General features: G+C 72.1%; 10 protein-coding genes. 1 reads left to right on the top strand and 9 read right to left on the bottom strand.

The annotated features are described in order from the left end of the window. Positions 1-35: 35 nt before the first annotated feature. The 9 genes from O7595_RS26925 to O7595_RS26885 form a co-directional block, all read right to left on the bottom strand. Positions 36-1118 carry a pseudouridine synthase gene (locus tag O7595_RS26925; RefSeq protein ID WP_269731183.1) on the bottom strand — a complete coding sequence of 361 codons (1083 nt, stop codon included), beginning with the start codon at positions 1116-1118 and terminating at the stop codon, positions 36-38. Then, a complete protein-coding gene (gene scpB / locus O7595_RS26920; RefSeq protein ID WP_443071865.1) occupies positions 1118-1690 on the bottom strand; it encodes an SMC-Scp complex subunit ScpB in 573 nt (190 codons plus the stop codon). The genes O7595_RS26925 and scpB overlap by 1 nt, the downstream gene beginning before the upstream one ends. Positions 1691-1803: 113 nt before the next feature. Continuing rightward, positions 1804-2703, bottom strand: coding sequence for a segregation and condensation protein A (locus O7595_RS26915; RefSeq protein WP_443071739.1), 900 nt, complete (start codon positions 2701-2703; stop codon positions 1804-1806). A gap of 902 nt (positions 2704-3605) precedes the next feature. Beyond that, on the bottom strand, positions 3606-4169 hold the full coding sequence (locus tag O7595_RS26910; protein WP_269732642.1) for a hypothetical protein: 564 nt from the start codon (positions 4167-4169) through the stop codon (positions 3606-3608). After that, complete coding sequence (locus O7595_RS26905) at positions 4166-5311, bottom strand: ParA family protein (RefSeq protein WP_443071737.1); 1146 nt, start codon at positions 5309-5311, stop codon at positions 4166-4168. Before O7595_RS26905 ends, O7595_RS26910 begins: the two co-directional genes overlap by 4 nt. 408 nt (positions 5312-5719) lie before the next feature. Next, positions 5720-6835, bottom strand: a complete 1116-nt coding sequence (ald, locus tag O7595_RS26900) for an alanine dehydrogenase (RefSeq protein ID WP_269732640.1) — start codon at positions 6833-6835, stop codon at positions 5720-5722. A gap of 161 nt (positions 6836-6996) precedes the next feature. Continuing rightward, positions 6997-9096 carry a tetratricopeptide repeat protein gene (locus O7595_RS26895; protein ID WP_269731181.1) on the bottom strand — a complete coding sequence of 700 codons (2100 nt, stop codon included), beginning with the start codon at positions 9094-9096 and terminating at the stop codon, positions 6997-6999. Positions 9097-9333: 237 nt separating this feature from the next. Beyond that, the gene (locus O7595_RS26890) at positions 9334-9960 is read right to left on the bottom strand and encodes an NUDIX domain-containing protein (RefSeq protein ID WP_269731180.1); all 627 of its coding nucleotides are present in this window, start codon (positions 9958-9960) and stop codon (positions 9334-9336) included. Positions 9961-10039: 79 nt separating this feature from the next. After that, complete coding sequence (locus tag O7595_RS26885) at positions 10040-11725, bottom strand: CTP synthase (protein ID WP_269731179.1); 1686 nt, start codon at positions 11723-11725, stop codon at positions 10040-10042. 481 nt (positions 11726-12206) lie between these two features. Here O7595_RS26885 and O7595_RS26880 point away from each other — a divergent pair, with 481 nt between their 5' ends. After that, entirely contained in the window at positions 12207-14009 is a 1803-nt protein-coding gene (locus O7595_RS26880; RefSeq protein WP_269732639.1) for a glycoside hydrolase family 15 protein, read from the top strand. Positions 14010-14022: the final 13 nt, after the last annotated feature.

Raw genomic sequence — 14022 nt, 5'->3', positions numbered from 1 at the left:
GTTCCCGGCACTCACCCGCCGGGGAACGGCAGGTGTCAGAGCCCGACTTCCTTCATCAGCATGCCGACCTCGGTGTTGCTCAGCCGCCGCAGCCAGCCGGACTTCTGGTCGCCGAGCGCGATCGGGCCGAAAGCGGTCCGTACGAGCTTGTCGACCGGGAAACCCGCCTCGGCCAGCATGCGGCGGACGATGTGCTTGCGGCCCTCGTGCAGCACGACCTCGACGAGGTAGTTCTTGCCGATCTGCTCCACGACCCGGAAGTGGTCCGCGCGGGCGTACCCGTCCTCCAGCTGGATGCCTTCCCTGAGGCGCTTGCCGACCTCGCGCGGGAGGGGGCCCTGGACCGCGGCGAGGTAGGTCTTCTGCACGCCGTACTTGGGGTGCGTCAGCCGGTGCGCCAGCTCGCCGTGGTTGGTGAGCAGGATGATGCCCTCGGTCTCGGTGTCGAGCCGCCCGACGTGGAACAGACGGGTCTCGCGGTTGGTGACGTAGTCCCCGAGGCACTGGCGGCCGTCCGGGTCCTCCATCGTGGAGACGACTCCGGCCGGCTTGTTGAGCGCGAAGAACTGGTACGACTGCGTGGCGACCGTCAGGCCGTCGACCTTGATCTCGTCCTTGGCCGGGTCGACGCGCAGCCCCTGCTCGGTCACGATCTCGCCGTTGACCTCGACACGGGCCATGTCGATCAGTTCCTCGCAGGCGCGCCGCGAACCGTAGCCGGCGCGGGCGAGCACCTTCTGCAGCCTCTCGCCCTCCTGCTCGGCGCCCGGAAACGTCTTGGGCGTGCCGGTCCGGGGCTTGTTCGCGTAGCGCTCGCGGTTGCGCTCCTCGGCACGGGCCTCGTACTCACGGGAACGGGCGGGGGCCGTACGCCCGCCACCGCGCTGCGGGGACTGCTTCGGACCTCCCTTGGCGCCGCCCCGGGCGGCCGCGCCGCGGCCCTTCTTCGGGCCCTCGGACGCCGAGCCCCCGACGTCGTAGCGGCGCTCCTCGGGACGGGGCTTGCCCGCGCGCTTCGGCTTGTCGTCGCGCTGTCCCCCGCTCCTCGACCGGGCGGCGCCCCCACCGGTACCCCGGTAGTCGCCGCGTCCGCTGCTGTTCCTGCCGCTGCTTCGCATCAAAGTTCCGTCGTCGTCGTGTCGTCTGCGTCTGTGTCCGGGGCGTCCGGATCGAACGACGGGACACCCTCCTGGGTCTCGGCCTCGATCGCCTCCGCCTCGGGGAGGAACGGCGCGAGCTCGGGGAGCTCGTCCAGACCGCGCAGGCCCATCCGCTCCAGGAAGTAGTTCGTCGTCCTGTACAGGATCGCACCTGTTTCGGGTTCCGCGCCCGCCTCCTCGACCAGACCGCGCTGGAGGAGGGTCCGCATGACGCCGTCGCAGTTCACTCCGCGCACCGCCGAGACCCGGGAGCGGCTGACGGGCTGCCGGTACGCGACGACGGCCAGCGTCTCCAGGGCGGCCTGCGTGAGCCGGGCCTGCTGACCGTCGAGGACGAAGCGCTCGACGGCGGCGGAGTGCTCGGGACGGGTGTAGAAGCGCCAGCCGCCGGCGACGAGTCGCAGTTCGAAGCCGCGGCCCTGGATCGTGTACTCGTCCGCGAGCTCGCGCAGGGCGTCCGCGACGGCACGGCGCGGCTGCTCGAGGACCTTGGCGAGGTGCTCCTCGGTGGCCGGCTCGTCGACGACCATGAGAACGGCCTCGAGTGCCGGCTTCACGGCAGGCCGGTCCGCCGACGCGTCCCCGTCCCCGGGCGCGGCGGGGGTACGGGTCCCGGGCGCGGCGGGCTGTTCGAGGGCGTCGCTCACGCCTTGTCCTCCATGCTCTCGGGGGTCCGGTCGAACTCGTCCGTGACGTGCGCGCCGGCCTCGCCGCCGGCCCAGGTGATCACCAGTTCCCCCAGGGCGTCCTCCTGGTCCAGGACGACGGCCCTCTCACGATAGAGCTCCAGCAGCGCGAGGAACCGGGCGACCACGGTGAGGGTGTCCGTCACCCCGTCGGTCAACTCCCGGAAGCTCGCCCTGCCGCGCTCGCGCAGCAGGCCGACGACGACCTCGGCCTGCTCGCGCACGCTCACGAGCGGTGCGTGGATGTGGTCCACGTACACCTGCGGCTTCGGCCTGGGCTGCATCGCCTTGACCGCGAGCTTGGCGAAGCCCTCCGCGCCGATGCTGATGACGACGTCGGGAAGCAGCTCGGCGTGGTGGTCCTCCAGGCCGACGGTACGGGGGTACCGCCGCGACTCCTCGTCGAGCCTGCCGCTGAAGATCTCCGCGACCTGCTTGTACGCGCGGTACTGGAGCAGCCGGGCGAAGAGCAGGTCCCGCGCCTCCAGGAGCGCGAGGTCCGCCTCGTCCTCCACCTCGGCGGCCGGCAGCAGCCGGGCGGCCTTCAGGTCCAGCAGGGTCGCGGCGACGACCAGGAACTCGGTGGTCTGGTCGAGGTCCCAGTCGGGTCCCATGGCGCGGATGTGCGCCATGAACTCGTCGGTGACCTTGGAGAGGGCGACCTCGGTGACATCGAGCTTGTGCTTCGAGATCAGCTGCAGCAGCAGGTCGAACGGTCCCTCGAAGTTCGCGAGCCGCACCGTGAACCGCCCGTCGTCGACGGGCTCCGCGACGGTCTCCGCCGTCGGCGCGTCGGGCTCGGCGGCCCCGGCCGGCGCGGCGGCGGGGTCGTGGACCGGGTCGGCGAGGACGGCCATGGAAGCGCCGGCCCCGGATCCGGCCGACGCGCGGGCGCCGGGGGGCGGACCCGCGTCCCGGCCGTCTGCGCCTGCGGGGCGTGCGGGGTCTGCCGGAAGGCCGGCGCCGCGGTCGGCCTCGGCCCGCGCCGGGGCGGACACCGGGATGCGGGTTCCCGGCTCGCCGCCCGCCCCGGCAGTGCCCTCCCGCAGCCGGCCCGGGCCGTACTCGGAGCCCTGGGCGGCGCCTTCCGGGGCCGGTGCAGCGGGGTCGCGGCCCGGCCCCGGGGACTCTCCCCCATCGGCCCGACCGGTGGCCGGGACAGGGGGATCGTTCCCGGAGACCGGCCCACCCGGCGCGGGCGCCTTCGGCGCGCCCCCGCGCGGGCCCGCGGCGCCATCGGGGCCGGTCGAGGGGGTACCAGCAGCATCGGCGTCCTCGTCGGACGCCGCCGGCCCGGCGGCACCGTCATCGGGAACGGGAGCGTGAGGCGGAGCGGAGGCACGAACCGCAGCGGGCTCGTGGGTCGACGCGGTAATGGAGCCGTCGCGCCCGGAAACGGGGCCGTGCCCCGGCTCGCGGCCCGGCCCGGGGGCGGAGGACGCCGCCCCGGGTCCCTCGTCGCCGACCGCACCCCCGTGAGGGGCCCCCGGGGCCCGTCCCGGGCCGGAAGGCGCCCTTCCAGGGCCGTCTGCGCGGCCCGGACCGGCGCCGGGCGCCCGGGGGTCCGGCTCGGCCTCCGTGGGCCGCTCGTGGGCGACGCCGGGTTCCGGTGCGGGGTCCGCCGACGGCGCGGGTGCCGTCCCCGGGCCGCGGCCCAGGGTGCGACGGGGCGGGCGGGCCGGAGGCCGGGGTGCGGCGGGGTCGTTCGGCGGCATCGTGGTCCAGTGAGCGGAAGGAACGTCGCGCGCAGGCTACCCGGTCAGCGACCGCGCAGGCGCCGCACCAGGATGCTCGCGTCGCCCCGGGACTCGAGGTCCGCCAGGACGACCGCCACCGCTTCGCGGACGATGCGCCCGCGGTCCACGGCCAGTCCGTGCTCACCGCGCAGCACCAGCCGCGCGTGCTCGAGGTCCATGAGTTCCTCGGCCGAGACATAGACCGTGATCTTCTCGTCGTGCCGTTCCCGGCCGCTGGGCCGGCGGCTCGCCGCGCGCCCCCGGCGACGCGGGGCGGCGGCCTCCTGCGGGCGGCGCCCCTTCGGCGCGGCCGGCTGGTCGCCGTCCGCCGCGCGGCTCCGCGGCTCCGCGGCTTCCGCCTCACCGGCCGAGGAGTGCTCCTCCGAGGCCGCCGGGGCGCCCGCTCCGGACGACGCCGGCGGTGGGGGCGACGCGGCCGGAGGCGACTCGACCGGGTCGCTCTCACCGGCGGGCGCCGGAACCCGAGCCTCGCCGTTCGCCCCCGCCTGACCCCGCCTCGGGGACGAGGACTGCAGCCCCATGCCCCCGGTCGTACGGAACAGCTCGTCGGCTCCGGGCAGACTCACTCGGCGTGACACCGGGCGAGCACCTCCCTGGCGAGCTGGCGGTAGGCGGCGGCACCGACGGAGTTGGACGCGTACGTCGTGATGGGCTCGCCGGCGACGGTCGTCTCCGGGAAGCGCACCGTGCGCCCGATGACCGTGTGGTAGACGTGGTCGTCGAACGCCTCGACCACCCGCGCCAGCACCTCGCGGCTGTGCACCGTGCGCGAGTCGTACATCGTGGCGAGGATGCCGTCGAGTTCCAGGTCCGGGTTGAGTCGCTCCTGGACCTTCTCGATCGTCTCGGTGAGCAGGGCGACGCCGCGCAGCGCGAAGAACTCGCACTCCAGTGGCACGATCACCTTGTGAGCCGCCGTCAGGGCGTTCACCGTCAGCAGGCCGAGCGACGGCTGACAGTCGATCACGATGTAGTCGTAGTCCTGCATCAGCGGCTTCAGGGCGCGCTGCAGCGTCGACTCGCGGGCGACCTCGCTCACGAGCTGGACCTCGGCCGCCGAGAGGTCGATGTTGCTCGGCAGCAGGTCCATGTTGGGCACGGCGGTCTTCAGCAGGACCTCGTCCGCGGACATGCCCCGCTCCATGAGCAGGTTGTAGACGGTGAGGTCGAGCTCCATCGGGTTCACGCCGAGACCGACCGACAGGGCTCCCTGCGGGTCGAAGTCGACGAGCAGCACCCGGCGTCCGTACTCCGCGAGCGCGGCGCCCAGGTTGATGGTCGACGTCGTCTTGCCGACGCCGCCCTTCTGGTTGCACATCGCGATGATCTTCGCGGGGCCGTGGTCGGTGAGCGGGCCGGGAATCGGGAAGTACGGCAGCGGGCGCCCGGTCGGGCCGATGCGCTCGCGGCGCTGGCGGGCCGCGTCGGGCGCGAGCGTGGCCGCGTACTCCGGATCGGGCTCGTACTCGGCGTCGGGGTCGTAGAAGTGCCCCTCGGGCACCTCGTCGTAGTCGGCGAAGTGGGTGGACTCTCGGCCACTCTCGTTGCCGGCCATGGCGTTCACGTGTTGGCCGTCCATCATCTTCATCGTGTGGGCTGTCGTCGTCATGTGCTGATGAGTCGCGAAGGTACGGACAGCGACGGAGCCGACAGCTTCGGGCCCGGACGCGGGCGCCTGGCCCGGCGTCGGGGGTACCTCCACGCCCATGGGGCGCACCGGGAGCATTCCTGGGCGGCCGCCCCCGGGAGAAAATGTCGACTCATTCACAAGTCGTCTTACCTCCTTGGACGTGACCAGGAAACTTATCGATAGGTCAGCGTGGCACCATGCCGACGGTTGGCGACTCTATGGCGTGTCCCCGGTCCGCAGCAACACAATCCGCCGGACCCGGCCCGATGTGTCGGCAACCGAACACCCCGCTGTCAAGGGTGCACAGCGACCGTTCCGCGCCTTTCGACGGTGTGCGAATCGGTTGAAGGGTTACGTTCAAGGCGAGTTGAGCGAGTGCCCCGCGCCGGCCGGACACGCGTCCGGCCGGACCCTGCTCCTCAAGGTCCGGCCGGATACGTGATGTTGACGACCCCGGTTGACAGGGCGGTCGGTTGTCGACGCGTGTCAGCCGAGCAGCGTGTTCAGCTCGACGGTCTCGAGGCCGTGCGCCTCGGCGACCTCCTTGTAAACGACCTGGCCCTCATGGACGTTGAGGCCCCTGGCCAGCGCCGGGTCGCGGCGGAGCGCCTCGACCCAGCCGTTGTTCGCCAGCGACACGACGTAGGGGAGCGTGGCGTTGGTGAGCGCGTTGGTGGAGGTGTTCGGAACGGCGCCGGGCATGTTGGCGACGCAGTAGAAGACCGAGTTGTGGACCCGGAAGGTCGGCTCGGCGTGCGTGGTCGGACGGGAGTCCTCGAAGCAGCCGCCCTGGTCGATCGCGATGTCGACAAGGACACTTCCCGGCTTCATCCGGGAGACGAGCTCGTTGGTGACCAGCTTCGGCGCCTTGGCGCCGGGGATGAGCACCGCGCCGATGACGAGGTCGGCGTCGAGGACGGCCTTCTCCAGCTCGAAGGAGTTGGACATGACGGCCTTGACCTTCGTGCCGAAGATCCTGTCGGCCTCGCGCAGCTTGTTGATGTCGCGGTCCAGCAGCGTCACCTCGAAGCCCATGCCGACGGCGATCTGCGTGGCGTTCCAGCCGGAGACACCGCCGCCGATGACGACGGCCTTGGCCGGGGTCACGCCGGGAACCCCGCCGGGCAGCACGCCCCGGCCGCCGGCCGGGCGCATCAGGTGGTAGGCCCCGACCTGCGGGGCCAGCCGCCCCGCGACCTCGGACATCGGGGCGAGGAGCGGCAGGGAGCGGTTGGGGAGCTCGACCGTCTCGTAGGCGATGGCGGTGGTGCCGGACTCGATCAGGGCGTCCGTGCACTCCTTGGAGGCGGCAAGGTGCAGGTAGGTGAAGAGGACCTGGTCCTTGCGCATGCGGTGGTACTCCTCCGCGATGGGCTCCTTGACCTTGAGCACCATGTCCGCGGTGGCCCAGACCTCGTCGGCGGTGGGCAGGATCTGCCCGCCCGCGGCGACGAACTCCTCGTCCGTGATCGAGGAGCCGACACCGGCGTTCGCCTCGATGAAGACCTGGTGGCCGTTGCGCACGAGCTCGTGCACGCCGGCGGGGGTGATCGCCACCCGGAACTCGTTGTTCTTGACCTCGCGGGGGATGCCGACCTTCACGTCGATCACGGTCCTTGGCTCAGGGGGATTCTGGTGCAGTTCCATACTTACCCGGATACGCCGGGCGTATCGGATGGACCGGGGCGACACCCGGCAGAGCCAGTCTAATGAAGGACTTCCAGCTGTCTAGCCTTGCAAAGCAAATTTCTCCGAGGACAACACTACGGATTTCGTAGGCCGGAAACATCGCCTCCCAGCAGTCGCTCGGCGGCGGAACGGTGCAGTCCGGCCGCGGCGGAGTCGCCGAGGCGGTCCAGTGTGTCGGCCAGCCGCAGCTGGAGTGCGGCCTGGAGCCGCAGGTCCCCGGCCCTGCGAGCCCAGGCCACGGCCTCCTCGCAGGTGCGCAGCGCCTCCTCCGGGCGTCCCGCGTACTCCTGGACCCGGGCCGCCTCGCTCAACGCCCGCGCATGGCCGGGCAGATCGCCGAGGCGCCGGTATCCGGCCGCCGCCGCGCGCCAGCTGCGCAGCGCCTCCCCGTACCGCCCGGCGTAGGTGTGCACACCGCCCAGCCGGCCGTACAGCCGGGCCTCGTCGGCGCGCTCGCCCCGGGCGAGGCGCTGGGCGAGGGCTCGCCCGTACCAGTCCGCCGCCCGCTCCCAGTCCCCGAGCTCCTGGTAGGCACCGCCTACGGATTCCATCGCCCTGGCGGTGGCGTACGGGTCGTTTCCGCGGCGTCCCGCGTCCAGAGCCGCCCGGTACCGCACCAGCGCCTCCTCCGTCCGGCCCGTCCCGGCATCCAGGTCGGCCAGGTTCAGCAGCGCGGCGGCCTGCTCCCGGTGCAGTTCACGCCGTACGGCCACGTCCAGTACGAGCTGATGGAGCCCGTAGAGCTCAGGGGCGGCCGACTCGGTGCCGCGGTGCGCGACCAGCGCCCGGACCAGCGCGGCGATCAGCCGCCGGGCCAGCGTGTCCAGCTCTCCGTCGGCCACCGCGATCCGGGCGGCCCCGAGCAGCGCGGGCCGGCGCTCCTCCAGCCAGGCCGCGGCGGCCCCGGGGCCGGAGAAGCGCAGGGCGCGCGGCAGTCCGGCGAGCTTCTTGCGGGCCGAGGATCCCTCCGGTTCCGTGACGGCGTGGCAGGACTGCAGCAGCCGTACGGTCCGCTCCAGCATCCGGGCCCGGGCGAGCTGCACCTCGGCGGGCCGCTCCTCCTCGGTCACCAGCGCGTGCAGCAGCGGGGCGAGGCAGGCCGGCACCTCGTACTGCTCGCTCCCCTCCGGCTCGACCGCCTCATCCGCACCGGCGGGCGCGTGCAGCAGCCCGAGCGCGGCGAAGTCCTCCAGGGTCGATCCGGCCGCCGAGACCGAGCAGCCGGCCAGCGCGGAGGCGGTGTGCGCGTCCGCCCGCCCGGCGGGGGCGAGGGCGAGCAGCCGCAGCAGCCTCGCCGCGGACTGCGGGAGCGAGTCGTGCACGAGCCGGAAGGCCCGGGCCAGCGGCCGGGCGCCGACGGGCTCCTCGGGGTCGTCGGGCAGTCCCTTCAGCTGCTTGGTCGCGTCGGCGACGGAGGCCTTGGGGCGGGCCGCGAGCCAGCCGCCGACCAGCAGCATCGCGGCGGGCTGCCCGCCGCACTGCTCGACCAGCGACTCGGCGGCCTGCGGGTCGACGGTGACCCGCACCGAGCCGGTGAAACGGCTCAGCAACTCGATCGCCGACTTGGCGTCCATGCCGCCGATGGTGCACGGCCGCACGTCCGGGATCCCGGTGAGCGGCCCCTGGGAGACGGCGACGACCAGGCACTCGGGGTTGTCGGGCAGCAGCGGGTCCACCTGTTCCGCGTCGGCGGCGTCGTCCAGCACGAGCACGCACCGCCGCACCGCGAGGGCCTCGCGGACCATCTCGGTGAGCAGGTCCTCTTCGGCGCCGGCCGGTGCTCCGACGCCGAGCGTGTCCAGCAGTCCGCGGGCGGTGCGATCGGTGGGGACCGGTTCGCCGCCGGGCTCGCTGAGCCTCGCCCACAGCACCCCGTCCGGGTACTCGTCCGCCAGCCGCCGCGTCAGTTCCGCGGCGAGCGCGGTCCTCCCCGAGCCGGGCCGCCCGGCGACGAGCAGCACCCGGGCGCGAGGCGCCTTGCGCCCGGAGATCGTGTCGAGACCGGCCCGTTCGATGTCGGCCCGCAGCGCCTTCAATTCCCGCTGGCGCCCGATGAATTGCCCACCCACAGGGCCAACGGTCCCATGACCGTGCCGCTCCCCGGACAGGGGCCCTGCCTGCGACGGGCGGTTCTCGGACGAGGGTTCCTCGAAGTCCACCGCCTGATCCGTCACGGGCCACGCTCCCAGTCCGCCACCGTCGAGCCGAACCCGCGCCGGGTGCCCGGGCGGGGCGCTCCGAGCGTAATTCAGGCATCTCGCCGAAACGGGGAGAGCGCGGCGGCACGCGGCGGGAGGATCCCTCGATCGGATGAGCGGATGGTCACACCACCCCTGTGCGCGGTCGCGCGAGGGGCCGGAGGCCACGGCGGCACTCCCCTGCCCGGGAGCGCCGCCCCGACCGTGCGGTGCCTACGCCTCGAACGGGCGGGCGGGCCAGGGGGCCTCGGCGGGGCGGAGGGAGTCCAGGCCGTCGCCGGCGAGGGCGGCCGTGAGCGAGAGGACCCCCACCACCAGGCAGTTGTTGTGCAGATCGCCGGCGAGTACGCCACGCACCAGGTCCTGGAGCGGAACGCGCGCCAGCTCCATGTCCGCCTCCTCCTCGGAGACCTGGAAGCGCTCGCCCTCCGCCTCGGACAGATCACGGGCCAGGAAGATCCGTACGGCCTCGTCGCAGCCGCCCGGCGTGGTGTAGACGTCCGCGAGGACCCGCCAGTCGACCGCCTTGACGTGTGCTTCCTCGTACAGTTCGCGCTGGGCCGCGGTCAGCGGATTCTCGCCGGGGACGTCGAGCAGCCCGGCCGGGATCTCCCAGAGCTTCTGCCGCACCGGGTGCCGGTACTGGCGCAGCACCAGGACCCGGCCGTCCTCGTCGAGCGCCAGGACCGCCACCGATCCCGGGTGCACCTGGTAGTCACGGCGCACGACCGAGCCGTCGGGCATGACCACGTCGTCGGTGCGGACACTCGTCTTGTTGCCCCTGAACGGCGTCGCGGTCGCGGTGACCCGCCACTCCGCGGGGGTGTCCTTGATGGTCATGCGCGTCCTCCCAAACGCCGGAACCGGGGCCGCGGAACCTGTCCCGTTCCGTGCCCCGGCCCACCGTAACGCCTTTGCCTTACTTGCCCGTCTTGTGCCCTGCGCCCGGACCCGCGGTCCTCCGCTCCACGGCCGCCTTCACCAGGCCGGCGAAGAGCGGGTGCGGACGGGTCGGGCGGGAGCGGAGCTCCGGGTGGGCCTGGGTCGCGACCAGGTACGGGTGCACCTCACGCGGGTACTCGACGTACTCCACCAGCTTGTTGTCCGGGGAGGTTCCGGAGAAGACGATGCCCGCCTTCTTCTCCAGCTCCGCACGGTAGGCGTTGTTCACCTCGTAGCGGTGCCGGTGGCGCTCCTCGACGTACGGCTCGTTCGCGTAGACCTCGCGGACGATGGAGCCCTCGGCGAGCTTCGCCGGGTAGAGACCGAGGCGCATCGTTCCGCCGAGGTCGCCCGCGCCCTCCACGTACGCCAGCTGCTCCTCCATCGTGGAGATGACGGGGTGGGCGGTGCCCGCGTCGAACTCCGTGGAGTTCGCGTCGGGGATCTCGGCCAGGTTGCGGGCGGCCTCGATCACGATGCACTGCAGGCCGAGGCAGAGGCCCAGCAGCGGGATCCTGTTCTCGCGGGCGTACTGGATCGCGCCGACCTTGCCGTCGACGCCGCGCTCGCCGAAGCCGCCCGGGATCAGGATCGCGTCCACGTCGCCGAGCTGCTTCTGCGCGCCGGCCGGCGTACGGCAGTCGTCGGACGTGACCCACTTCACCTTGACCCGGGCCTTGTTCGCGAAACCGCCGGCCCGCATGGCCTCGGTCACCGACAGATAGGCGTCCGGCAGGTCGATGTACTTGCCGACGAGCGCGACACTGACCTCATGGTCGGGGTTGTGCACTCGGTCCAGCAGGTCGTCCCAGACCGTCCAGTCCACGTCGCGGAACGGAAGGTCGAGCTTGCGCACGACGTAGGCGTCCAGGCCCTCGGTGTGCAGCACCTTCGGGATGTCGTAGATCGACTTGGCGTCGATGGCGGCGACCACGGCCGCCTCGTCGACGTCGCACATCAGCGAGATCTTGCGCTTGATGGCGGTGGGGACCTCGCGGTCGGCGCGCAGCACGATCGCGTCCGGCTGGATACCGATGTTCCGCAGCGCGGCGACCGAGTGCTGGGTCGGCTTGGTCTTCAGCTCCCCGGACGGCCCGATGTAGGGAAGCAGCGAGATGTGCACGACGAAGACGTTGTCCCGGCCGACCTCGTGGCGGACCTGCCGGACGGTCTCCAGGAACGGCAGCGACTCGATGTCGCCGACGGTGCCGCCGACCTCGGTGATCACGACGTCGACGTCGTCGGTGGCCATACGGCGGATGCGGTGCTTGATCTCGTTGGTGATGTGCGGGATCACCTGGACCGTGTCGCCCAGGTACTCGCCGCGCCGCTCCTTGGCGATCACGGTCGAGTACACCTGACCGGTGGTGACGTTCGCGGAGCCGTCGAGGTCCACGTCGAGGAAACGCTCGTAGTGACCGATGTCCAGGTCGGTCTCGGCGCCGTCGTTGGTGACGAACACCTCACCGTGCTGGAACGGGTTCATCGTCCCCGGGTCGACGTTCAGGTACGGGTCGAGCTTCTGCATGGTGACCCGCAGGCCCCGCGCCTTCAGGAGCGCGCCCAGGCTGGAGGCGGTCAGGCCCTTGCCGAGGGAGGAGGCGACACCCCCGGTGACGAAGATGTGCTTGGTCGTCGTAGATGTCGAGGATCGAGCCGGCATGGCCAAGAGGGGGCTCCCGTGGTCGCGAGGTGGTCGTGCGTAACGGCGCCCCACAGGGAACATCCGGGGATCGCCCGGGGCGCCGTCGCTGCGGTTCGGGGGCCGCCATCCCTAGTGGGGGCACCACCGGTCCACGGGCTACCAGGGTATCAGCGCCCGGGGGAGACTGCTTCCGGCCACACAGGGCATGATGGCCTTCAGCGGGCTCCACCGGGGTTCACCAGGCGCTCACCCGTTCGGCCGCGATGCATTGTCGAGAGCGTCGCGCGGATCACCGGGGTGCGTCGTATCCTGCTCGGACACTTGATTCGGAATATCGCTGCCGAGCCAGGCCGGTGAACGGCACCACCCCCGCCCTTCCCTCACAGTTTCGCCTGGGCGGGACACCCTTCCCGGAGCGAGCTCGTCATCGACCGATTGACCCCCTTGACCGCAGTAAGTGCCACGCTGGGCGGACGTGGCCGTTCGACTGGAGATCCACGTGGCCGGGCGCATCGAGGACTACGCACTCATCGGAGACATGCAGACCGCTGCCCTGGTCTGCCGGGACGGCACCGTCGACTGGCTGTGCCTCCCCCGCTTCGACTCGCATGCCGTCTTCGCAGGTCTTCTCGGCACCGAGGAGCACGGATTCTGGCGCCTCGGGCCGGCGTACCCGGCCGACACCGAGCCGCCCGCGGCCAGCCGCCGCCGCTACCGGGGCGACTCGCTGATCCTGGAATCGGAGTGGGACACGCCACGCGGCACGGTCCGCGTGACGGATTTCATGCCGCCCCGTGACGGCGCACCCCAGCTGATCCGGATCGTGGAAGGCGTCAGCGGGCGCGTGCCCATGCGGTCGGCCCTGCGGATGCGGTTCAGCTACGGCCGGATCGTGCCCTGGGTGCACAAGGTGGACAACCGCACGGTCGCCGTCGCGGGCCCCGACTCGGTGTGGCTGGACACCCCCGCCGACACCTACGGCCAGGACCTGACGACCTACTCCGACTTCACGGTCTCCCCCGGCGACCGGCTCGCCTTCACCATCAGCTGGCAGCCGTCCCACCACCAGCCACCCGCGCTGCCCGACCCCGAGGGGTCGCTGGACGCCACCGAGGACTTCTGGCGCGAATGGGTCGAGCACTGCACGTACCACGGCCCCTACCGGGAGTCCGTGATCCGCTCCCTGATCACCCTGAAGGCCCTCACATACGCGCCCACCGGCGGCATCGTCGCCGCGCCCACCACCTCGCTGCCCGAGGAGATCGGAGGCGTCCGGAACTGGGACTACCGCTACACCTGGCTGCGCGACGCCGCCATCACCCTCTCCTCGCTGCTGCGCACCGGCTACCGCGAAGAGGCCCGGGCCTGGCGCGAGTGGCTGCTGCGCGCCGTCGCCGGCGACCCGGAGAACCTGCAGATCATGTACGGCATCGCCGGGGAGCGGGAGCTCGGCGAGGCGGAGCTGGACTGGCTGCCTGGGTACGAGGGCTCCGCACCGGTACGGGTGGGCAACGGCGCGGCGAACCAGCTCCAGCTGGACGTCTACGGAGAGGTCACCGAGGCCCTGCACCTGGCCCATATGACGGGTCTGTCCCGCAACGACTACGCCTCGGTGCTCCAGCTGAAGCTGATCCGGTACCTGGAGGGCCACTGGGACCAGCCCGACGAGGGCATCTGGGAGGTCCGCGGTCCGCGCCGGCACTTCGTGCACTCCAAGGTCATGGCCTGGGTCGCCGTCGACCGCACGATCAAGCTGATCGAGTCGGGCGACGCGGACGGCCCGCTGGAGCGCTGGCGCGAGCTGCGCGACGAGATCCACCGCGACGTCTGCGAGAAGGGCTACGACAAGGAGCGCAACACCTTCACGCAGTCCTACGGCTCCAAGGAGCTCGACGCCTCGCTGCTGCTCATCCCGCAGATGGGCTTCCTGCCGCCGGACGACAAGCGCGTCATCGGCACCATCGAGGCGATCCAGCGGGAGCTGTCCACACCGGACGGCTTCGTGCTGCGCTACCCGACGGCGGGCGACGAGGCCGGCGTCGACGGGCTCGAGGGCGACGAGGGAGCGTTCCTCGCCTGCTCGTTCTGGCTCGCCGACGACCTGGCGATGATCGGGCGCGTGGACGAGGCACGCCGGCTGTTCGAGAAGCTGCTGTCGCTGCGCAACGACCTCGGCCTGCTCGCCGAGGAGTGGGACCCGAGGCTGCAGCGTCAGGTGGGCAACTTCCCGCAGGCGTTCAGCCACGTCCCGCTGATCGACACGGCGCTGCGGCTCACCGCCTCCGGCGCGTACGGCGGCTGACGCCCCGCCCCCT

Source organism: Streptomyces sp. WMMC940 (assembly GCF_027460265.1).
In the GTDB taxonomy this organism is placed as follows: domain Bacteria; phylum Actinomycetota; class Actinomycetes; order Streptomycetales; family Streptomycetaceae; genus Streptomyces.
The sequence above is the reverse complement of the archived record's forward strand: the minus strand, read 5'-3'. Positions and strand labels throughout refer to the sequence as shown.